Origin of the sequence: Silvibacterium dinghuense (genome assembly GCF_004123295.1) — a bacterium.
In the GTDB taxonomy this organism is placed as follows: domain Bacteria; phylum Acidobacteriota; class Terriglobia; order Terriglobales; family Acidobacteriaceae; genus Silvibacterium; species Silvibacterium dinghuense.
In genome coordinates, this window is record NZ_SDMK01000003.1 from 192,800 (window position 1) to 213,679 (window position 20,880).

Here is a 20,880-nt window from a genome sequence, read left to right on the forward strand (position 1 = left end):
AGACATGGTGATGAACGCTGCTTCGCGGGCCCCTTACCTTCTTTCCCTGGCGCTGGCCGCCGCTACCCTGTGCGGACCATCGCCGCTGGCCGCACAGACCTCCGCGAATCCGCCGGCGCAGGATGCCAAGCCCGAGACGCACATCACCCCCGAACAGGCCAAGCAGCTCTTCTCCTCGGTCGATACCATCCTCCAGTTCGCCTCCAGCGACACGAAGCTCGCCATCAAGAGCAAGGTGAAGCGCCGCCTGACCACGCGCGACGAGGTTGAGAAGTATCTGGTCGACAAGATGAAGGACGACAAGGATGCCAAGCGCATGGAGCGCTCCGAGATCGTGCTCAAGAAGTTCGGGCTGCTCGACGAGAGCTTCCACCTGCAGCCGTTCCTGGTGAGCCTGCTCAAGGAGCAGATTGCCGGCTACTACGACGCGAAGACGAAGACTGTGAACCTGCTGGACTGGATCGATCCCGAGCAGCAGAAGCCGGTTCTGGCTCACGAACTGACGCATGCACTGCAGGACCAGCGGCTCAATCTCGACAAGTGGGAGGATTCCGGCACCGAAGAGGACATCTCCCGCAACGTGGCCGAGGATAACCACTTCATCGAGCTCGACGAACAGGACACGGCGCGCGAAGCGGTGCTCGAAGGCCAGGCCATGGCCGTGCTCATCGACTACAGCCTTAAGCCTGCCGGGCAAAGCATTCTCACCAATCCCGACCTCATCAAGCAGCGGGCCGATGAGCAGGGCGCAGACTCCGATTCTCCGGTCCTCAGCCGCGCGCCGCTGCTGCTGCAGGAATCGCTGCTCTTCCCCTACCGCGAGGGCCTCAAGTTCGAGGTGGATATGCTCACCGACAAGGGGCCGGAAGGCGCCTTCGCCGGCGTGCTCGACCATCCGCCGTCCTCGAGCTACGAAATCATGAATCCCCGCGCCTACGAGCGCAACGTCACGGTACCGGTGCTCAAGATACCGGACATTCATCCGCTGCTCGATGCCGACTATGCACCCTATGACATCGGCGTGATGGGACAAATCGACGTCCGCATCCTCTCCGAGCTCTTTGGAGGGCAGGAAATGGCAGCGGCGCTCGCGCCGGCATGGGACGGCGGCATCTATTACGCAGCGCAGAAGAAAAAGGCAGCCGACAAGAATTCGACCGCATCCATCGGCCTGCTCTATCTCTCGCAGTGGAAGTCAGAGAGAGCCGCGCAGGCCTTCGCCAAGATGTATGCCGAAGAGCTCGACAAGCAGTTTTCGGGAGTCTCCCGCGACTCCTCGCAGGAATCCGATACCACCGAGCAGGTCTATCAAACGAATGAAGGCCCGGTGCTGATCACAACGGCAGGACGCATGGTCTTCGTCAGCGAGAGCTTCGATCTGCAACTGGCGCGCAAGCTCGAACTCCTGATGACGAACGTCCAGAAGGGGAATACTGCCGGACAGGTCATCGCGGCTCTTCCCGCCTCCGGCGAGCGAGACAGCCTGACCGCGCCACTGACGCACTTTCTGGCGGAAAGCGGCATGATGCGGGCAGCGCTGCCCTCGCGGTAAACGAGACGAGTTGGCCATATTTCCATATGGCCAGCTCAAAATAAATGACTTCCTTTTGCGATTGTCGTTCCGACCGGAGCGAGCCGAAGGCGAGCGCAGCGCAGGACGATAAAACTGTCCTGCTCCGGTCGAAATGACAGCTGTTTGCTGTTGCTCGATGTGAATACAGCTTTAGAACTTCATGTGCAGCGCCAGGCCGAGTCCAGGGCCACCGCCGCCGTGGCCGCCACCGCCCGGGCCACCCATGCCACTGCCACCATTGCTGCCGAACATGTTCTGACCGCCTGAGCCGCCGCCCTGGCCTCCACCCTGCGCCATTCCGCCGCCCCAGAGCCCTTGCAGCGAGCCGGAAAGGTTCAGGTTCAGGCCGCCCGCCTTCATCGACGTCGACATGCCCGGACCAGCCAGGCTCGATCCGCGGGAGAGCATGCTGAAGGACTCGCCGAGCGCTCCGCCGGTGGAGTCGGCCAGCGAGCGGAGCGCGTTATTGCCTAAGCTGAACATATTCATGCGGCCCATACCGCTCTGTCCTCCGCCTCCGGGCGCTCCGCCCATACCTCCGCCAGCTCCGCCGCCCGAGCCGCTGCTCAGCCCTCCGGCTCCTGCGCCGCCTGAGAATCCGCCGCTCTGCATACCTCCCATGCCTGAGCTGCCCATGGTGTCTGCGTCCATGCCACTGCCCGTCTCCTGTGCCAGGCCGGGAGCAGTGCCGAAGTTGCCCCCTGCGCCGGCGCGCGGCAGGGCCGAGCGCACCGTGCTCTGCATCATGCTGGAGAAGAAGCGCGACCAGTCGACGGTGTTGGAAGTACTGCGCGAACTGCCAGGAGGATGCGGACCACCTCCGCCTGGACCCTCGGCATGGGCATTCCCAGCATCTGAAGGGCGCGGCCCGGAGGAAGCGTCACCATGCTGAAACGGCTGTCTGGACATAGACGGCGTGTCTACAGCCGGGGTATCCGCAGCGGCTGAATCATCCGCCGCATTATTCGACGAAAAACTCTGGCCCATCAGGCAGGGTGCGCCGCAGACCACAAAAACTGCACTCAGAAGCGCTCCGCGAACGATCGCTCTTCTCCATTCCCAGCACGCAGCTCGCTCCGTCAAATAGCACCCTCGCCTATCGATCTTTGAAGTATGGCCGCAATCCGGAGGGCTGCAGCCGTACGGATTGCCACCCAGGTATGACGTCCGGATTTGCTCACATGCTCACAACACCACATTGCTTTTGCCCTTCTTTTCCTGGCTCGAAGACAGGCAAGCGCTGACAGTGCCTCTGCCGACCCGCTCCATCCCGGGATTTATACTGAGGTTTCGTATTTTTTCCTCAAACCCTAACGTCCGCGCCCCGCGCGGTGGAGCATGCATTTGCAACAGGCAGAGATTGGAATCATCGGCGGCAGCGGCCTCTACGCCATGCCCGGCTTGACGGAAGTGCGCGAAGTCCGCGTGGAAACCCCCTTCGGCGATCCGAGTGACGCCTTCATCCTGGGCAATCTCGAAGGCCGCAAGGTGGCCTTCCTCGCCCGCCATGGACGCGGCCACCGCATCCTGCCCTCGGAGCTGAACTTCCGCGCCAACATCTACGCGATGAAGGCCCTGGGCGTCGAGCGCATCCTTTCGGTCTCGGCCGTGGGCTCACTCAAGGAAGAGCACAAGCCCACCGACTTCGTAATCCCCGACCAGTTCATCGACCGCACCTTCCACCGCGTCTCGACCTTCTTTGGCGAAGGCATCGTGGGGCACGTGGCCTTCGGCGATCCGGTCTGCGCGACCGTCGCGAAGACCGCGGCCGAGGCCTGCGCCGCGCAGAACGTGGTCGGCAAGCAGGGCGGCACGTATGTGTGCATGGAAGGCCCGCAGTTCTCGACGCGCGCCGAGTCGAACCTGTATCGCAGCTGGGGCGCGGACGTGATCGGCATGACCAACCTGCAGGAGGCCAAGCTGGCCCGCGAGGCCGAGATCTGCTACGCGACCATCGCCATGGTCACCGACTACGACTGCTGGCATGAAGGACACGACGACGTGACTGTGGATCAGATTGTCGCCGTGCTGCACCAAAACGCGACCAACGCCGCGCTGGTGGTGAAGTCCGCCGTCGCCGCCATGCCTGCGGAGCGCAACTGCGCCTGCGCCTCTGCCCTGAAATACGCCATCCTCACCGATCGCGCCGCGATCCCTGCCGAAACAAAGAAGAAGCTGGACCTGATTTTCGGCAAATATCTGAACGAAGGCGCGAAGGCATAAATCATGGCGATTCTGGTCGTAGGCAGTGTGGCATTTGACGGTATCGAGACGCCGTCAGGCAAGGTAGAACGCGTTCTCGGCGGAGCAGCAACCTATTTCGCTCTTTCCGCCAGCTATTTCACGGATGTGCGTGTGATCGGCGTGGTCGGCGAGGATTTCACCGCCGAAAACGAAGCGGTGCTCACGCGCCGCGGCATCGACACGCGCGGCATCGAGCATGTTGAGGGCAAGAGCTTCTTCTGGTCGGGCTCGTACATGGGCAATCTGAACGAGGCACACACGCTCAAGACAGAGCTCAATGTCTTCCAGAGCTTCAGCCCGAAGATTCCGGTCGCATACGAGGACAGCGAGTATCTCTTCCTCGCCAATATCGATCCTGTGCTGCAGGCCGACGTGCGCGCCAAGATGCCGCGCGTAAAGCTGGTGTGCGGCGACACGATGAATTACTGGATCAACGATCACCGCTCCAATCTCGAGAAGGTGCTCAAGGGACTCGACGGCCTGCTGATCAACGACACCGAGGCGAAGCTGCTGGCAAACGACGGCAACCTGGTCCGCGCAGCGAAGGAGATCCTCGCGCTCGGGCCGAAGAGCCTGGTGGTGAAGCACGGAGAGTATGGCGCGACGGCCTTCTTCAGCGAGCGCACCTTCCCGAACGAGCCACGGCAGGTTTTCCTGCCCTTCCGCGCGCCGGCTCTGCCGCTGGCCGAGGTCGTCGATCCCACAGGCGCGGGCGATTCGTTTGCCGGAGGATTTTTCGGCTACCTTGCGTCGCAGCCGGAGTTCACTCCGTCCACCTTTAAGAAGGCGATGTTCTACGGTGGCGTGATGGGTTCTTTCGCCGTGGAGAAGTTCGGCACGGAACGTCTTCAGCAGCTCGACCGAAAGGAAATCGAGGAGCGCTTTGCGCTTTTCCGCGAACTCTCGCACCTTGAGTAAATTAACGCCTAAACCGAAAAAGTCCGTCACCGTGAACAACCCGCGGCCGCGCTCACAACGCCGCCGCGGGATCGACGTCTCTGAACTCAGCCCCGCCGAACAGGAAAAATTCGCCCTCCGCGGCGAGACCTTCGTCGTGGCCTGGAGTACCCTGCTCCTCGCGCTGCTCGCGCTCTCCTATTGCTATTCGCACCAGCTTCTGCTGCTCTACGGCGACGCGGTCGCGCACATGCACATTGCGCGCCGCATCATCGACTCGATCGAGCCGGGATTCCGGCAGATGGGCTCGGTATGGCTGCCGCTGCCGCACCTGCTGCTGCTGCCCTTCATCTGGCGCATGGGCTGGTGGCAGACGGGCATTGCCGGCGCATTCCCTTCGATGGCCGCCTACGTTCTCGGCAGCGCCGGCCTCTATCGCCTGGCGCGGCAGTGGCTCTCGCCGCAGCTTTCGCTGGTCGCTGTGGCGCTCTTCGCGCTCAACCCCGGCCTGCTCTACATGCAGAGCACGGCGATGAATGAGCCGCTCTTCCTCTGCGAGATGATCTGGGCCGTGCTGCTGCTGGTCGAGTATCGCCGCGAGCTGGAAGCCGACGACCATGCCCGCGCCTCGCGCCTGCTAACCCTCTGCGGCGTGGTTCTCGTCGGCGCGGTCTTTACCCGCTACGACGGATGGATCTTCGCCGCCTTCGCCTGGGTGATTGCCCTGCTGCCCATGCTGCGCCGCGACCGCTGGCAGACCCGCACCGGCGGCGCCTTCGTGCTCTTCACCCTCATGCTGGCCGTGGCTCCGCTCCTCTGGATGGGCTACTGCGCGAAGCAGTTCGGCGACCCGCTCGACTTCATGCGCGGACCGTATTCGGCCAAGGCCATCGATGCCCGCACCTCCAAGCCCGGCGCACCACACTACCCCGGCTGGCACAGCATGCCGGTGGCTGAACTGTACTTTCTCAAAGCCGCCGAGCTCGGAGCCGTCATTGCGCAGTGTGCCAATCTGCTGCTCGTACTCGCGCTCACCGGCACCGCGGCGGCCGCATGGAAGTGGCGCAAGGCGGGTATTCTGCCGGCGCTGCTGCTGTGGGTTCCGGCTCCCTTTTACGCCTACTCGATCGCTTACGGCTATGTGCCGATCTTCATTCCGCTGTGGTGGCCGCACTCGTTCTACAACGTGCGCTACGGCATGGAGATGCTGCCGGTCTTCGCGCTGGCGCTGGCCTTCTTCGTAGCGTGGCTCGCAGGCGTGGTGAAAAAGCGCTGGCCTGTCGTTGCGCCGTATCTGCCGTGGGCTTTCATCGCGCTGCTCATCGCGAGCAACATCACGCTGGCGAAGAAAACGCCGCTGGTTCTGGGCGAAGCGATTGCCAACTCGCGCAGCCGCGTACCCTATGAGGCAGCCTATGCGCGCGGGCTGGCCGTGCTACCGGCGAACGCGACCATCCTGGCTTATACTTCCGAGCATCCCGGGGCCTATCAGCAGGCCGGAATTCCGCTGAAGCACACCATCAACGAGTCGGACTACTACGAGTGGACGCCGGCACTGAAAAATCCCGCTGCCGCGGCCGACTACGTCATCACGACCGACAACGATCCGGTAGCGAAGGCCGTTGCGGCGCATCCGCAGGGACTCACGCTGATGAACATCGTGTGCTCGACTGATCAACCCTGCGTGCGCATTTACCAGTCCAATCGCCACGCCGCGGGTGGTAGCATCACGCAGAAATGAAGTTTTTTTCGACATCGCCGCTCGCCGCCCTGGCTGCACTGCAGGAGCCGGGGCACATGCTCAGCTTCAGCCATCCGCAGCAATGGCACCTGACGGGCGGCGTTGTTGGGCGTCTGCTGCTGGCCGCGGCGCTGGGCGGGGCAATCGGCATCGACCGCGAAGTGCATCATAAGCCCTCCGGCGTGCGCACGAATCTGCTCATCTGCTTCGGCGCGGCGCTGTTCACCTTCCTCTCCGCAATCGTTGCAGGAGACAACAGCACCAACAAGGGCCAGATCGCCTCGAATGTCGTACAGGGCGTCGGTTTTCTCGGGGCGGGACTGATTCTCCACAACCGCGACCGGGTCAGCGGCCTGACCAGCGCGGCCACGGTGTGGGCCGTCGCATCGATTGGCATGGCATGCGGCGCGGGGCTCTATGCGCCGGCCGTGCTCTCGGCTGTACTCGTCATCCTCACGCTTGAGGTGGTCGGCATTCTCGAACGCAACGGTAACCTTAAGTCTTACACGGTCATCTACGAGACGCGCGGCAGCGATGACCAGGGCATGCGGCTCGCCATCCTCCATGCTATGGACCAGGTGCAGCGGCGCCTCAACGAAATTTCCGATGATTCGCTTGGCGAAGTGCGGCGGCTCTCGTTCGAGGTGGCCACCACCTATCGCATCCAGCGCCGCATCCTCGCTTTGCTCAAGGACTCGCCTGCCATCGAAAGTGTTCACACCTTCCACAGCCAGGAAGACGATGGCTATTCATGAACCATCCCAACAGGAAAGAAACTGGAATGACTTTTTTCGCCAAGGCGCATGCCTGCGGCAATGATTTTCTCGTCGTAGAAGGGGCCTGCAATACCGCTCTCGCCGTGCATCTTTGCAATCGCCATACGAGCGTCGGCGCCGACGGGGTTGAATTCCTGGAGTGGACCGACGAACGCTCCGGCCGTATCCGCCTGGCCAATGCCGACGGCTCCATCGCCGAGATCTCAGGCAACGGCACGCGCTGCGTCGCCGCATGGATGGCGCACCAGATCGCGCAGAAGGGCGCGCCGCTCGCATCCGGCGCCACGCTCGAGATCGATACCGATGCAGGGCTCCGCACCTGCACGCTGGTCAAGGCCGAAGGCCATCGCTACGAGTTCGCAGCCCCCATGGGCGTGCCACAGGTTGCAAAGCGCAGCGTGAGGCTCGCGGATGGAACATCTGTTGAAGGCGTCGTGGTGCATACCGGCAATCCGCACTTCGTCATTTTCGTCGAGGACGAGAACTTCACCGCGTATCAGCGCACCTGGGAAGAGCTTGGCCGCGAGATCTGCTTCCACGCCGACTTTCCTGAACAGACCAACGTCGAGTTTGTGCACATCCTCGCGCCCGGCCACATTGCCATCCGCATCTTCGAGCGGGGCGTCGGGCCGACTACCTCTTCCGGCACCGGTACCTGCGCCACGGCCTCGGCGACGATCGCTACGCGCAACGGTGAGTCCACGCTGCGCGTGGTCGCGCCCGGCGGCGAGCAGCGCATTGACTGGCCCAGCCCTGACGCCGAAATTCTTCTCATCGGCCCGGCCGAACTCATCTGCACAGGAGAAGCGTGGAGGGGAGAAGCGTGGTGATGCACCAACCGCTCAAGCCTGCGGCCATCGCTCCGGGAGCGAAGGTTGCGGTGGTTGCGCCCGCCAGCAATGCGAAGGCGGAGCGCATCGAGGGCGGCATCGCTGCGCTGGCCCGCCATGGCTACCGGCCGATCCTGTATCCGCATGCGGCCGGCCGTGAAGCTCCCTATTTTTCCGGTACCGTCGAAGACCGTCTCTCCGATCTTCACGAAGCCTTCACCGATCCGGATATCGAAGCCGTATTTTGTACCCGTGGCGGTTACGGATCGAACTATCTGCTCGAGGATCTCGATGTAGACCTCATCGCCGAGAACCCCAAGCCGTTCTTCGGCTACAGCGATCTCACCATCATCCAGAGCTATCTGCTCGATCAGACCGGGCTCATCGGCTTCCACGGCCCCATGGTGGCAGCCGACCTCTATCGCAACGACGGCGTGGATGAAGCCAGCTTCTCGGATGCACTCACCGGCGGCAAAGTGCTGGCCGGCGAAGCCCAGGGGTTGCGCATTCTCAAGCCCGGACGCGCGCAGGGCACCGTGCGTGGCGGCTGCCTGAGCATGCTGGTCTCGACGCTGGGCACGCCCTTCGCCCCGCAGACCGAGAACAGCGTGCTCTTTCTCGAAGATATCGGAGCCAAACCCTACCAGGTCGACCGCATGCTGCGGCAGATGGTGCTGGCCGGCAAGTTCGACGGCGTCACCGGCTTCGTCTTTGGAGAGATGCTCGATTGCATCTCGCCCGGAGCCAATCCCGGCCTGCTTGACGATGTCATTCTCCGCGTTCTGGACTGGTTCGAGGGCCCGATCGCGGTCGGCCTGCGCTCCGGCCACGTCTCGCGCGGCAACGTGACCCTGCCGCTCGGCATCGCTGCCGAACTCCATGTCCCCGAACCCGATGCGGGAGAGCAGCCGGTACTGCAATACCTCGAAGCCGCGGTTGAATAGACGCGTTCCCCTCAGGACTTATCTGTAACCAGGATTGTGACAAACATGCAGGACAGCAAACACATTCATCTTATTGGGATTTGCGGCACCGCCATGGCCTCCATTGCCGGCCTGCTGCAGCTCAAGGGTCATCGCGTCACCGGCTCGGACCAGGCGGCTTATCCCCCCATGTCGGATCTGCTCGCGCATCTGCAGATTCCTGTCTCCGAGCCCTTTGCCGAAGCCAATCTCCAGCCGCATCCGGATCTCGTTATCGTCGGCAATGCCATTTCGCGCGGCAACGTGGAGCTCGAGTACGTTCTCGATCAGCACATTCCCTTCACATCGATGGCTGCGGTCATCCATGACGAGTTCCTGCGCGGGCGTGAATCGCTGGTGGTCGCCGGCACACACGGTAAAACCACGACGACGAGCATGCTGGCGTGGATTTATGCGGTCGCCGCGCGCAAACATCCCGAGCTCGCACCTTCATTCCTCATCGGCGGCGTTGCCGAGAATTTTGCCACCAGCTTTCAGCTTCAGGATGGCAAGCCGTTCCTCCTCGAAGGCGATGAGTATGACACGGCCTTCTTCGATAAAGGGCCGAAGTTCATGCACTACTTCCCCGACGCTCTGATCCTCACGCACGTCGAGTTCGACCATGCCGACATCTACAAGGATCTGGATGCGGTGAAGACGGCGTTCAAGCGCCTGGTGAACCTGGTGCCGCGCCGTGGCCGCATCGTCGCTTTCGATGGCGCGCCGAATGTCACCGAATGCCTGAGCCGCGCCTTCTGTAACGTCGAGCGTTACGGATTCGAGTCCGGCTCGATGTGGCAGATCGTTGGCCTTACGCACAGCGGCAACCAGTCAGAATGGAAGGTGCTCCGCGCAGGGCAGCCATGGGCAGAATTGATGCTTCCGGTGGCCGGCGCGCACAACGTGCTCAACGCCACCGCAGCCGCTGCCCTGGCGGCCGGGCAGGGTGTTCCGCTCGATTGCATCATCGAAGCGTTATCCACCTTCCGCAGCGTGAAGCGCCGCCTCGAAGTAAAAGCAGTCATCGACGGCATCACGATCATCGACGACTTCGCGCATCACCCCACGGCCATCCGCGAGACGCTGCGCGCGCTGCGCGAGGCCAACCCCGGAGCCCGCCTGTGGGCCGTGCTTGAGCCGCGCTCGAACACTCTGCGCCGCAATGTCTTCGAGCAGGAGCTGATCGATTCGCTCGCCACTGCCGATGAGGTTGTGCTGGCCGGCGTCTTCAAGATGGAAAATATCCCCGAGGCCGAACGGCTGCACCCCGAGTCTGTCGTCCGCGGCCTCAATGTGCGCGGCATCCCCGCGGAATTGCACACGCATGCCGACGAGATCGTTGCCAGCATCGCTCCGCGCCTGCGCTCGGGCGACGTTGTGGCGATTCTCTCGAACGGCGGCTTCGACGGCATCTACGAGAAGCTTCCGCAGCAGTTGCGTGCCCGGGTCACGGTCAAGGCGTAATCTGCCATGCTGCCCGCACTCACTATCTTCGTTGTCTATGCGATGCTGACGATCCCTGCGGCGATCGTCGGCATCCCCTGGACGCTGCTCACCGGCGATATCTCACTGGTCTATGGCTGGGCCATGCGCATCATGCGGCTCGGCACGCGGGCAGCCGGTATCCGCATTGAAGCCGAACGGCGCACGCCGCTCGATCCCGCGCAGCGCTACCTTTTTCTCTCGAATCACATCTCGAACCTCGACCCGCCGATCCTGCTGCCGCTGCTGCCGGGACGCGTCTCGGTCTTCATCAAGCGCTCGCTTACGAGGCTGCCCATCCTCGGCTATGGGATGAAGCTGGCGAACTTTATCCCTGTGGACCGCGATGGCCGCGTGGAAAGCGCGAAGGCCAGCGTAGAAGCTGCCGCACAGGTCATGGCCTCGGGTGTGGATGTATTGTCGTTCGTCGAAGGCACGCGCTCTCGCAACGGGCGTCTGCTGCCCTTCAAGAAGGGCCCGTTCTATCTGGCCATGGAGACAGGCGTTCCGGTGGTTCCTGTCTCGATCTCGGGAACCGAATCAATGATGAAGAAGGGCAGCGTGCGGCTCTATCCGGGAACGGCGCGCATCGTCTTCCATGCGCCGGTTTATCCAGGGGATTACGCCACGCGCGAAGAGCTGATGGAGGCGGTGCGAAGCGCCATCGCCTCCGGACTGCCGAAGTGGATGCGCGGCGAAGACACTCCGCAGTAAGGCTCTTACTTCAGGATCGCGTTGTAGCCGTCGGCCATGAGCCGCGCCTTCATGGCGCGGGCCTCGTCGCGAGTCGCAAAGGGTCCGACCTGCACATGCACCAGCTGATCGCGCGGATCGGTGCGCATGGTCGCGCTATATCCATGTTTTTTGAGTGCGCCGACGAGAATGCCGGCGTCTTCGGTGCGCGATACGGCGGCGATCTGCACCATAATCAAACCGGTACCGGACGCAGGCGCTGATGCCGCTGCTGGAACGGTCGTGGTCAATGCCGCAGGCTGCGCATGCGGTTGCGCAGGAGGCGGAGCGGGAGCCGGCACACTCTGCAGAACCGTCTGCTGCACTTCCGCCGAAGGCTTTGCAGCAGCTAAGGGCTTTGCGGCAACCGGAGGCGCGCCTGCAGGGCGCCGCGCCGGGCCGGCCGGGGTGGGCACATAGTCATACGCAGGCGAGCTCGTATTCGCCGAAGCAGCCTGCTGAGCCGGTACGCTTTCCGTACTGGAAGAGGTGCTGTTGCCAGTAGAGGCGGCCGTCCCGCTTCCCGATCCGTTCTCATCCTCGCCCGTCACGCTCTCTTTGAGAGCGGGCGCGGGAGCCGCTGCGGCAGCAGTAGAGGCAGCCTGTGTTCCATGCGCATTGCCCCGCCCCATCGAATACCCGAAGCCAAAGAACACTCCGCACACCAATACGGAGCCGAAGAACACACCGAGCAGCGACTTCATGCCCAGGGTGATCTCGGTATCCGAGTGTCGGGTCTCTTCTTCTTCGTCTTCGATGAGCGTTCGCATACGGTTTCCTTACTCTTTCAGCTTTGTTCCCCGGGATTCTTCGGTTCCACAACCGCCGGGCCGGCCAGTTTATTTAACAGGGACAGTAATTCCATGGGCAGGGGGAAGATCACCGTGGTGTTCTTCTCTGTGCCGATATCGGTCAATGTCTGCAGGTACTTGAGCTGCAGCGTGATGGGCTGGGCTGCCAGCAGATTGCCGGCCTCCACCAGCTTCTGCGCCGCGGCGTATTCGCCTTCGGCGTTGATAATCTTCGAGCGCTTCTCACGTTCCGCCTCGGCCTGCTTGGCCATGGCCCGCAGCATGGATTCGGGCAGATCGACCTGCTTCACCTCGACGCTGACCACCTTCACGCCCCACGGCTCGGTGCGCTGATCGATGATGCTCTGAATGCGCTGGTTCAACTGTTCGCGATGCGAGAGCAATCCATCGAGCTCGACCTCGCCCAGCACCGAGCGCAGCGTGGTCTGCGCGAACTGCGAGGTCTGGTAGACGTAGTTCGAGACCTCGATCACGGCCTTCGCCGGATCGAGCACACGCAGCGTGATGACGGCATTCACCTTGATGGTGACGTTGTCGCGGGTAATCACATCCTGCGGCGGCACTTCGAGCACTTCCTGACGCAGAGAGACGCGCACAATCTGATCGAGCGGCCGAAAGACCAGGATCACACCCGGCCCTTTGGGCTGCGGCAGCGCACGGCCCAGGCGGAAGATCACGCCGCGCTCGTACTCGCGCAGAATCTTGATGGAGCTGATGAGGTAAAACCCGACGGCAAAAATCAGGATCAGAATCGGAACGTTGAACATCTCACCTCACCCGCCTGCGATTGTATCCCAGCATTTCCGCACACATCGCTTCATTCCGCCCTGGAAAGAGGGCCAGGAACCCGCTCCACCAACAGCAGCAGGCCGCGCACGGCAAGGACGCGCACCGATTCACGGTGCTGGACCATTCCTCCGCCTGCAACCGCTTCGGCAAGCCACAGTTCGCCATGAATGAGAATCTGCCCGCGCTGCGCAGCTTCGCCAAACGGCGTAAAGTTCTCCTGCGCGAGGCCGATCGAGCCGATCATCGCCTCAGGGCCGGTTATCACCTTGTTCCGCCGCGCACGGATCGCAATGCGCACCAGCACGGTGGTGATAAAACCAAAGGCTGCGCCGCAGGAAAGCGCTGTCGCAAGATGAACTTCCAGCTCCGGAATCGGGGCCGAGACCAGAGTCAGAGTACCGAAGATCAGTGCCACTATTCCCACCACGGCCAGAACGCCATGGCTGGGGAACTTGGCCTCGAGCAGCATCAGCACGAAGGACGCCAACAACAGCATCACCGCCGTGTAGTGGACCGGCAGCAGGTTGAGCGCAAAGAGCGCGGTCAGCAGCAGAAGCGTCCCCATCGCACCGGGGATGATCGTCCCCGGCGCATTGAACTCGATGTAAATCAGCAAACCGCCCAGGACCAGGATGAGCACGGCCAGGTTCGGGTCCATCAGACGATCGAGAATGGCCTCGCGCAGCGTCGGCTGTATGTTCCTGACCTCGGCATTCGCCGTGTGCAGCACCACCGTTTGACCGTTGAAGCGCGTCACCGTGCGCCCATCGAGCGTTTGCAGCAGCGCAGAGAGATCGGGAGCGACGCGATCGATCAGGTGCAGGTCCAGAGCCTCATGCTCGGTATAGGACTTCGAATGCAGCACCGCGTCCTGCGCGGCGTCAACATTGCGCCCACGCTTTGTGACAAAGGACCGCAGGAAGGCCGTCGTGTCGTTCTCGAGCTTCTCCTTCATCAGCGGATCGAGCGTGCCACTTTCGATGACTGGATGCGAAGCCCCGGCGTTGGTGCCCGGCGCCATCGCCGCCACATCCGCGGCTTCGAGCAGGAAAAATCCTGCCGAGCCGGCGCGGCTCCCTGTCGGCGCAACGTAGACGACCACAGGCACCGGCGATGCCAGCAGCCTGCCCACCAGCGAGCGTGTCGTATCGAGAAGCCCGCCCGGCGTGTTCAGCTCCACGATCAGAGCCTCGGCATGCCAGGCGCTCGCCTGCGCGATCCCGCGCGCGACAAAGTCCTCGCTGATCGGCTGGATGGTGTCATCCAGGTTGAGCACAGTCACCACCGGACGCCCGCTCTGCGCCGATGCCGTCACACTGCCCTTCCCCGCGAGCACACACACGAGCAGGCATGCCAGGGCGAAGCCCACGAGCGCTGCCCATTGCCCCGCTCTTCGGTGCGCAGTCATCATGGCACCTGCTGTCCCCGAGCTTCGACGGCCTGCTTCATGCCCCTGGCATTTGCATTGTTCGGATCAATCTTCAGCGCGGCGCTCACTTCACCGGCTGCGGGAGCAAGCTGATTGCCTGCCAGGTCCAACCGCGCCAGGACAAGATGCGCCGACACATTCGGCTGCAGGGAAAGCGACTTCTGCGCCTCCTGCCGCGCGGCGTCTGTATCACGGCTGTGCTCACGCACCTCGGCCAGTCCCGCATGGGCCGCCGCGGAGTTGGGATCGGCCTTCAGCGCCGACTGGTATTCACGCTCTGCCTCGAGAATCAGGCCGCGGTTCAGGAACTGATCTCCGTCCTTAACCAGCGACGCCGCCTGCTGCGCCGGAGGCAGAGCAGCGAGCCGCGCAGCCTGCAACTGTTCCATCTCGAAGGCCGCCTGCCGGAATCCTGTCTCGCTGTAGGAGTGCTTGATCCTCTCAAGCGGCAGGCTGTCATCCACAATGGCCTTGCCCGGGTCCGGGTTTACCTTGATCGAGCCCGGGTCCTTGAGCTGCGTGGCAAATGCCTGAGCCTCGGTGTCCTGCGGGCGCAGCTTCAACGCCTCATCGATCTCGCGAATCGCGCCGGGAACATCGTTGCGCCTGCGCAGCGCCACGGACAGGTTGAAGTGATAGTCCTCGTCGCGCGGATCGGCGGCAATGGCCTGCTGGAATTGCGGCGCGGCATCGCGGCCACGGCGGCTCGCAGCCACACCCTGGTTATTCACCACCTCGGGCAGCGGCAGACGCAGGCTCACGAAGGCAAATGCATCCTCCGCCTTCATGTAATTCGCGGTATAGAAAAACGACAGCCCACGATAGAAATCCGCTTCGAGCGCATTCGGATCGTCTTTCGAGAGATGCCCGAGGGTCTCGGCGGCATCTTCATAATCCTGATTGGCGAAGTAGGCCCGTCCCAGCGCCAGCCATGCCGGCATAAAGCTCGGGCTCAACCGCACCGCCTCGCGCATATGCACAACACGGTTAGCCGGCGACTCTTCGATGACGCCGCGGATATAGGCCTCGAAGGCATCCACACGCAGCGGCGCATCGGCGGCCAGAAAGGTCTGTGCGGCCACGGCATATCCCGGGTCCATGCTGTGCGCCTCATCCCAGGCAAGCCGATTGAGCGTGTCCATCATGCTCTTTAACTCAGCCTGCTCGGTGAGCGGCGGGCTCAGTGTCAGGGTGCCCAGGTCCAGAATCTGCGCCTTCATGCTGAGCTGCCCATTCGCCAGCGTGTACGAGCCGACGATCACATCGTCGGCATCCAGGTTCTCTGCAATGCGGATCGTTGTCGCCCGCGAAGGCTCGATATTCAGCGGCAGCCCCAGGCGATCGAGTGCATACAGGCGATCGCCGCGGCCGATGCTGAGAAAGCCCGCCGAGTTGAGCCGGCGGTTCAGGATATCCGCCGCCGCCTCGCCGATCCAATCCAGATTCTGCTGCCCGGTCTGGTTGCTGAAGGGAAGCACCAGGAGCAAACGTCCCTGCTTCTCCTCCGTATGAGTGGCTGATGCGCTTGCCTCCTGCGCAAAAGCATGCGGCCATGCCGCGGAAAAGGCGAACAGGACGACGATCGGGAGAAGAAAAGAAGACTTGAGCCGCACAGCAAGATTATAGGTGTGCGATAAGACATAGCGCCCGTATACGCAGCCCCGGCATCCAGCCCTGAACCTACCGTGACACATCCAGCTCCGCATCGATGGCGCGGCGGAAGGTCAGCACCGCGGCCCACTGCCCTTTTCTCTGCTCCTGCCAGACGATCTGCCCGTCGAGAAGATGTGCCGCCGCCCTCGGGGTGAGATCGATGTGAAAATCAAAGAATCTCTGGTCCAGCCGCTCATTCGCCGGCCCCAGGCTCAGAGGCAGCCTCGGCGGATCGTATTTCGTCGAGAAGAGGAGCGCCGCCGAATAATCGCCCGGCTCCTGCTCTGCCGCCTGCAACTGCCCATAGGAGAAGTTGTCGACGGCTTTCACCGGGACCGGCTGCTGCACATAGCCAAGCTCCGGCTTGCTCAGCTCATCGGTGGCCGGCCACGCCGTCAGGATCACATCGTGCGAGTAGTGCGTCACGATCTGCGCGATGGCGTGCTGGTGCAGCAGGATTACATCCCGGTAGGCGAGGTTATCCTCCGGCGCGAAGCGGTAGGGTGGATTCACAAAAAGCCCGGCGACAAACCCCGCCGCGCTCAGCAGCACCAGCGAAGGCCACATCTGCAGCCGCTGCCGAAAGGTGCTGACACACAGGAGCAGCACCAGCGGATACAGCGGCAGCAGATAGCGGGTCAACAACGCGCCGCCCACGAGGGAAAAAAGCAGCACATTCGTCGTCAGCACGACGAGAAAGAGAGCCAGGTCCGGAACCGCGATCCGTCTCCGCACAGCTCCATCCTGATCTTCCAACGGAGCCAGCAGCAGGCATGCGGCCATCAGCAGAACCGGCACAAACAGATTCATATGCGCGGTGACGTGCAGCAGGCGATGCGCCAGCGCCAGCACGATGCGCAGCGGCTGATGCGTGGTTTCCGCGTTGTAGCGCAGGTACTCGGGATTGCCGAAGAGAAAGCCCGTCCTGTGATGGTGGTACGCGTACCAGCAAACGAGAGGCAGGATAGGCAGCAGCAGCTTCGCAGCACGCGCCCAACTCCGTGCCTGATGCTGCAGCCTCGGCTCGCCAAAGGCCGCCCATACAGCAAGTGCCAAAGGCGTCACCACCGCGGTCTCCTTGCTCAGTGCGGCCACGGAAAAACAAAGTGCCGCGAGCCAGTCCGATTTCCCCGTGCGATCGAGCAGAAGGGCAATGCCCCAGATGGTCCCCGCGGCAGCGAAGATATCCGCGTGCGCCAGGGAACTCTGCACAAAGACGATCGGATAGAGGGCAGTCAGAAACACCGTTCCCGCGGCAACACCCTTCTGTCCTGAAGCCCGCAGAGACAGCCGCCAGACGCCGGTGAGCATGAGACTCGCAACCGCGCAGACAGAAACCCGCGTGACCAGCGGAGAAAAGCCGAAGAGCTTCCAGCACCATGCAAGATAGAACGACGGCATCGGCGGATGCGCATTGGTCAGCGTGCTGTAGGGGATGAGCGCGCCTGTGCGGAAAAAATCATACGCAGCCGGGATGTAATAGCCCGCCTCATCCCAGTAATAAGGCAGATGCAGCAGAGGCCAATGCAGCAGCACCGTGGCCGAAAAGACGGCCAGAAAGATGAGGATGCAGAGAAAGCCCGGCGGCAGACCGCGCCGCGCATGATCGTGGTTCAAGACTGGCCTCGCGTTGGACCAGTCTAAAGCATTTCTCCTGATAGGGTGCCATCCCCTGCGGGCGTGCCATGCCGTTTTCCTTGAGAGAAAAGGGCATTTGCGATCTCGCCTCTTCTGACCGCTTCAGGAGAAATGCTTCCAGGCGCTCCACTCACTTCACCCGTGAAGTAACCAGACGCGGCGCGGCCTCGCCGGCTTCTCAATGCGAATACTTTTCTTCTCCCACCGGAAGCGCCACGGCAAGCCTGTTCTGCGGCGGCGGAAGCGGGCAGGTGGCATAGGGCGTGTAGGCGCAGGGCGGATTCTGCAGCCGGTTGAAATCAAGCGTCAGTGTCCCAGACTGATCCAGTCCGTGATCCGGGAGATCGGTGTAAAGGAAGCGCGCCGCGCCGTAACTGGTCTTGCCGCTGGTCGCATCTCTCACGATGAAAAACAGCTTTTTGTCGCTCTCGCCCTCGACCACCGGCAGCAGCTTCACCGTCTTGCCCTCAACCGTGAAATCCGCCTCACCCGGCACATCCATCTCGTTGATGGTGCCTACGATGGATGGCACACGCAGCGTCTGGTGCGGATGATAAGGGACCCACCGCGCATGCACGATGTAACGAGGATTCGCCTCGTACCAGTGCAGTCCGTGAAAATTCACCAGCGTCGGCGCCTTTGTATCCTTGATCCGTATCGCGTAACGATCGCTGCGATGGATCACGTAAAAGCTGAGGCTGCCGATCGACACCGTTGTCGGATGTTCCGTATGGTCGTCGCTCAGTATCGTCGCCGTTGCCGGTGCGCCATTGACTTCAAGGTCTGAGGGAAATCCTCCTGCCGGAGGTTTCAGACGAATGGTGCCTCCGTTCAGCTCGATCACGCCAAGGTGCGCCGGCGCCGTGCCCGGCAGCTGCAGCTGGTTATCGCCGGCCGCGCCGATCGTGTTCTCTCCCGGCTTCAACCAGTCCAGCCCCACCAGGGTGAGCCAGCCATTCGGCGAAGCCAGTCCATGCTCGTGCTGCGCGCGCCAGGACAGCAGGTCGCTCTTCCAGGTAGAAGGCGTCTCCGCAACGCCGAGCAGGGTAATAGCAGAAACAGCGAGAGCAGCAAGCACTCGGGAAACGTTCATGGGATTCCTCACACGGGGGAAAAAGCAGTACAGGGTAGAAACACAGGAGGGCGCGCTGTTGCTATCGACAACAGGCGTAGAGAGCACAAAGCTGGGCGCAGCGCTCGATCACAGATTCAGCATAACGGGGAGTATTTTTCCCGGTCAATGCTTTTTGCTCTCATGTATCCATAACCTGCAGCCTCAATACCGGGCGGCACGTATACATTGGAAGTACTTCTGATCCACACCTGGAGTGAATCCGTGATCGATTCCCGCTCTCGCTGGAGCGCCGCTGCGCTCTCTGCCGGTCTCTCGCTTGGTCTTTTCTCGCATGCCGCCGTCGCACAATCGCAAGGCCCCAAGGCTGTACCGCTGCCGCCGCCCATCGTGGCCCCGGTCGATACGCCCTACCCCGGCACGATCGCGCTCCATGTCGATATCACCGACACGGTGCACCGCGTCATCGACGTGCACGAGACCATCCCCGTAAAGCCCGGCCAGCTCACGCTTCTCTACCCGCAGTGGATCCCCGGCAATCACTCGCCGACAGGCCCCATCTCGAAGCTCGCCGGCCTGTTCGTCACCGCGAACGGCAAGCCGCTCACCTGGGTGCGTGATCGCGTCGATGTTTTCGCCTTCCACATCGATGTGCCGCAGGGGGTGTCGGAGATTGAGGTCAACTTCCAGTACCTCACTCCGATTCGCGGCCGTGAAGGCCGTATCACCTTCTCTTCGAAGCTGATCGATCTCTCCTGGAACACGGTCGCACTCTATCCCGCCGGCCACTATTCGCGGCAGATCACCTTCGCCCCCACGCTGAAGCTACCCGAGGGCTGGAAGTACGCCACTGCGCTTGAGACTGCCTCGAACGACGGCAACACGGTTCACTTCAAGGACACCACTTTCAACACGCTGGTCGATTCGCCGCTCTATGCGGGCGTGAATTACAAGCGCGTCGACCTCTCGACCAGCGCCGAGAACAAGGTCTTCCTCGACGTCTTCGCCGATACGCCAGAGGAGCTGGCCATCTCGCCCGAAGCCCTGCAGGGACATAAGAACCTGGTGGAGCAGGCGGCCAAGCTCTATGCCTCGCACCACTATGACCACTATGACTTCCTGCTCTCGCTGAGCGACACCATCGGCGGCGAAGGCCTCGAGCACCACCAGTCGAGCGAGGACGGCACGCGCGGCAACTACTTCACCGAATGGGCCGCGGGCGTCGGTGGACGCGATCTGCTGGGACACGAATACACCCACTCCTGGGACGGCAAATTCCGCCGTCCGGCCGATCTCTGGACACCGAACTTCAACGTCCCCATGCAGGATGACCTGCTCTGGGTCTACGAGGGCATGACGCAGTACTACGGCAACGTTCTCACCGCGCGCGCCGGCATGCGCACGCCCGAGCAGACACGCGACTTGTTCGCGGCCGTCGCCGCGGGCTTCGAAATCAGCCCCGGCCGCAAGTGGCGTCCGCTGGTGGACACCACCAACCAGCCGACGGTCTCGCAGCGCTCGCCTGTGAGCTGGGTCAGCTGGCAGCGTCCCGAGGACTACTACACCGAAGGCCTGCTGATCTGGCTCGATGCCGACACCAAGATCCGCGAGCTGAGCAACGGCCAGAAGTCGCTCGATGACTTCGCGAAGCTCTTTTACGGCGTCGATAACGGCAGCTATGTCACGAAGACCTACACGCTCGAAGACGTCATCGCCGCACTCAACACCGTGCAGCCCTATGACTGGAAGACCTTCCTCCAGACCCGCGTCTACGACCTGCATCCCGAGGTGCCGGAGAACGGCTTCACCCAGGGCGGTTACAAGCTGGTCTACAACGACAAGGTGCCCGACTGGCAGAAGCACGGCGACCCGATGCGCGGCTCCAGCTTCGCAACCTCGCTCGGCCTCAGCGTGATGGGCGACGGCAGCATCGGCAGCGTATGGTGGGATAGCGTGGCCTTCAAGGCCGGTATCACGCCCGACATGCAGATCATCGGCGTCAACGGCGACACCTTCTCCGCAGAAAAGCTGAAGGCAGCCGTGCTCGCCGCAGAGAAGTCGAGCGACCCGATCAAGCTGGTCCTCAAGTACGACGACAAGCTGCTCGACGTCGCCCTCGACTACCACGGCGGACTGCGCATCCCGCACCTCGAGCGCGTGGACGGCACACCGGCTCGCCTCGACGACATCCTCGCGGCGAAGTAATTTCTCGCACACAACAAGAGGCCCGGGAGCTGATCCCGGGCCTCT

17 protein-coding genes are annotated in these 20,880 nt (G+C 62.5%); 10 read left to right on the top strand and 7 right to left on the bottom strand.

The window, feature by feature from the left end; all coding sequences use genetic code 11:
• Positions 1-4 precede the first annotated feature (4 nt).
• Positions 5-1,552 (top strand): hypothetical protein, encoded by a 1,548-nt coding sequence (locus ESZ00_RS14805; protein ID WP_229741353.1) that lies wholly within the window; start codon positions 5-7, stop codon positions 1,550-1,552.
• A 171-nt stretch (positions 1,553-1,723) separates the two neighbouring features.
• On the opposite strand, the gene ESZ00_RS20100 is transcribed toward ESZ00_RS14805, so the two are convergent.
• The gene (locus ESZ00_RS20100; protein ID WP_164981525.1) at positions 1,724-2,482 is read right to left on the bottom strand and encodes a hypothetical protein; all 759 of its coding nucleotides are present in this window, start codon (positions 2,480-2,482) and stop codon (positions 1,724-1,726) included.
• Between the two features lie 435 nt (positions 2,483-2,917).
• On the opposite strand from ESZ00_RS20100, the gene ESZ00_RS14815 reads away from it, so the two are divergent.
• The 8 genes from ESZ00_RS14815 to ESZ00_RS14850 are packed head-to-tail and all read left to right on the top strand — an operon-like array spanning position 2,918 to position 11,219.
• Positions 2,918-3,796, top strand: coding sequence for an S-methyl-5'-thioadenosine phosphorylase (locus ESZ00_RS14815; RefSeq protein WP_129209371.1), 879 nt, complete (start codon positions 2,918-2,920; stop codon positions 3,794-3,796).
• Positions 3,797-3,799: 3 nt separating this feature from the next.
• Entirely contained in the window at positions 3,800-4,735 is a 936-nt protein-coding gene (locus tag ESZ00_RS14820; protein ID WP_129209094.1) for a PfkB family carbohydrate kinase, read from the top strand.
• Between the two features lie 31 nt (positions 4,736-4,766).
• Positions 4,767-6,455: an ArnT family glycosyltransferase gene (locus tag ESZ00_RS14825; RefSeq protein WP_229741350.1), complete on the top strand. Its 1,689-nt coding sequence runs from the start codon at positions 4,767-4,769 to the stop codon at positions 6,453-6,455.
• Entirely contained in the window at positions 6,452-7,210 is a 759-nt protein-coding gene (locus ESZ00_RS14830) for an MgtC/SapB family protein (RefSeq protein WP_129209095.1), read from the top strand. The genes ESZ00_RS14825 and ESZ00_RS14830 overlap by 4 nt, the downstream gene beginning before the upstream one ends.
• Positions 7,211-7,236: 26 nt before the next feature.
• Positions 7,237-8,061 (top strand): diaminopimelate epimerase, encoded by an 825-nt coding sequence (gene dapF / locus ESZ00_RS14835; RefSeq protein WP_129209096.1) that lies wholly within the window; start codon positions 7,237-7,239, stop codon positions 8,059-8,061.
• Positions 8,061-9,005 (top strand): S66 peptidase family protein, encoded by a 945-nt coding sequence (locus ESZ00_RS14840; RefSeq protein WP_129209373.1) that lies wholly within the window; start codon positions 8,061-8,063, stop codon positions 9,003-9,005. The genes dapF and ESZ00_RS14840 overlap by 1 nt, the downstream gene beginning before the upstream one ends.
• A gap of 45 nt (positions 9,006-9,050) precedes the next feature.
• Positions 9,051-10,487, top strand: a complete 1,437-nt coding sequence (mpl, locus tag ESZ00_RS14845; protein ID WP_129209097.1) for a UDP-N-acetylmuramate:L-alanyl-gamma-D-glutamyl-meso-diaminopimelate ligase — start codon at positions 9,051-9,053, stop codon at positions 10,485-10,487.
• Positions 10,488-10,493: 6 nt separating this feature from the next.
• Positions 10,494-11,219: a lysophospholipid acyltransferase family protein gene (locus ESZ00_RS14850; RefSeq protein ID WP_129209098.1), complete on the top strand. Its 726-nt coding sequence runs from the start codon at positions 10,494-10,496 to the stop codon at positions 11,217-11,219.
• 5 nt (positions 11,220-11,224) lie between these two features.
• On the opposite strand, the gene ESZ00_RS14855 is transcribed toward ESZ00_RS14850, so the two are convergent.
• The 6 genes from ESZ00_RS14855 to ESZ00_RS14880 form a co-directional block, all read right to left on the bottom strand.
• Positions 11,225-12,007, bottom strand: coding sequence for an SPOR domain-containing protein (locus tag ESZ00_RS14855; protein WP_129209099.1), 783 nt, complete (start codon positions 12,005-12,007; stop codon positions 11,225-11,227).
• Between the two features lie 17 nt (positions 12,008-12,024).
• Positions 12,025-12,816 (bottom strand): slipin family protein, encoded by a 792-nt coding sequence (locus ESZ00_RS14860; RefSeq protein ID WP_129209100.1) that lies wholly within the window; start codon positions 12,814-12,816, stop codon positions 12,025-12,027.
• A gap of 50 nt (positions 12,817-12,866) precedes the next feature.
• Complete coding sequence (locus ESZ00_RS14865) at positions 12,867-14,249, bottom strand: NfeD family protein (protein WP_229741348.1); 1,383 nt, start codon at positions 14,247-14,249, stop codon at positions 12,867-12,869.
• Positions 14,246-15,745 (bottom strand): tetratricopeptide repeat protein, encoded by a 1,500-nt coding sequence (locus ESZ00_RS14870; protein ID WP_229741389.1) that lies wholly within the window; start codon positions 15,743-15,745, stop codon positions 14,246-14,248. Before ESZ00_RS14870 ends, ESZ00_RS14865 begins: the two co-directional genes overlap by 4 nt.
• A gap of 202 nt (positions 15,746-15,947) precedes the next feature.
• Positions 15,948-17,537: an ArnT family glycosyltransferase gene (locus tag ESZ00_RS14875; protein WP_229741346.1), complete on the bottom strand. Its 1,590-nt coding sequence runs from the start codon at positions 17,535-17,537 to the stop codon at positions 15,948-15,950.
• Between the two features lie 199 nt (positions 17,538-17,736).
• The gene (locus ESZ00_RS14880) at positions 17,737-18,651 is read right to left on the bottom strand and encodes a DUF1684 domain-containing protein (protein WP_129209102.1); all 915 of its coding nucleotides are present in this window, start codon (positions 18,649-18,651) and stop codon (positions 17,737-17,739) included.
• Positions 18,652-18,894: 243 nt separating this feature from the next.
• Between ESZ00_RS14880 and ESZ00_RS14885 the strand changes: the two genes are divergently transcribed.
• Entirely contained in the window at positions 18,895-20,835 is a 1,941-nt protein-coding gene (locus ESZ00_RS14885; protein ID WP_188590875.1) for a M61 family metallopeptidase, read from the top strand.
• The last annotated feature ends 45 nt before the right edge of the window (positions 20,836-20,880 follow it).

What these genes read in the sequence shown, in the direction of transcription:
- ESZ00_RS14860 (WP_129209100.1), bottom strand. Translation starts at nt 12,816, where the DNA reads ATGTTCAACGTTCCGATTCTGATCCTGATTTTTGCCGTCGGGTTTTAC.
- ESZ00_RS14855 (WP_129209099.1), bottom strand. Translation starts at nt 12,007, where the DNA reads ATGCGAACGCTCATCGAAGACGAAGAAGAAGAGACCCGACACTCGGAT.
- ESZ00_RS14865 (WP_229741348.1), bottom strand. Translation starts at nt 14,249, where the DNA reads ATGATGACTGCGCACCGAAGAGCGGGGCAATGGGCAGCGCTCGTGGGC.
- ESZ00_RS14850 (WP_129209098.1), top strand. Translation starts at nt 10,494, where the DNA reads ATGCTGCCCGCACTCACTATCTTCGTTGTCTATGCGATGCTGACGATC.
- ESZ00_RS14880 (WP_129209102.1), bottom strand. Translation starts at nt 18,651, where the DNA reads ATGAACGTTTCCCGAGTGCTTGCTGCTCTCGCTGTTTCTGCTATTACC.
- ESZ00_RS14840 (WP_129209373.1), top strand. Translation starts at nt 8,061, where the DNA reads ATGCACCAACCGCTCAAGCCTGCGGCCATCGCTCCGGGAGCGAAGGTT.
- mpl (WP_129209097.1), top strand. Translation starts at nt 9,051, where the DNA reads ATGCAGGACAGCAAACACATTCATCTTATTGGGATTTGCGGCACCGCC.
- dapF (WP_129209096.1), top strand. Translation starts at nt 7,237, where the DNA reads ATGACTTTTTTCGCCAAGGCGCATGCCTGCGGCAATGATTTTCTCGTC.
- ESZ00_RS14830 (WP_129209095.1), top strand. Translation starts at nt 6,452, where the DNA reads ATGAAGTTTTTTTCGACATCGCCGCTCGCCGCCCTGGCTGCACTGCAG.
- ESZ00_RS20100 (WP_164981525.1), bottom strand. Translation starts at nt 2,482, where the DNA reads ATGTCCAGACAGCCGTTTCAGCATGGTGACGCTTCCTCCGGGCCGCGC.
- ESZ00_RS14805 (WP_229741353.1), top strand. Translation starts at nt 5, where the DNA reads ATGGTGATGAACGCTGCTTCGCGGGCCCCTTACCTTCTTTCCCTGGCG.
- ESZ00_RS14820 (WP_129209094.1), top strand. Translation starts at nt 3,800, where the DNA reads ATGGCGATTCTGGTCGTAGGCAGTGTGGCATTTGACGGTATCGAGACG.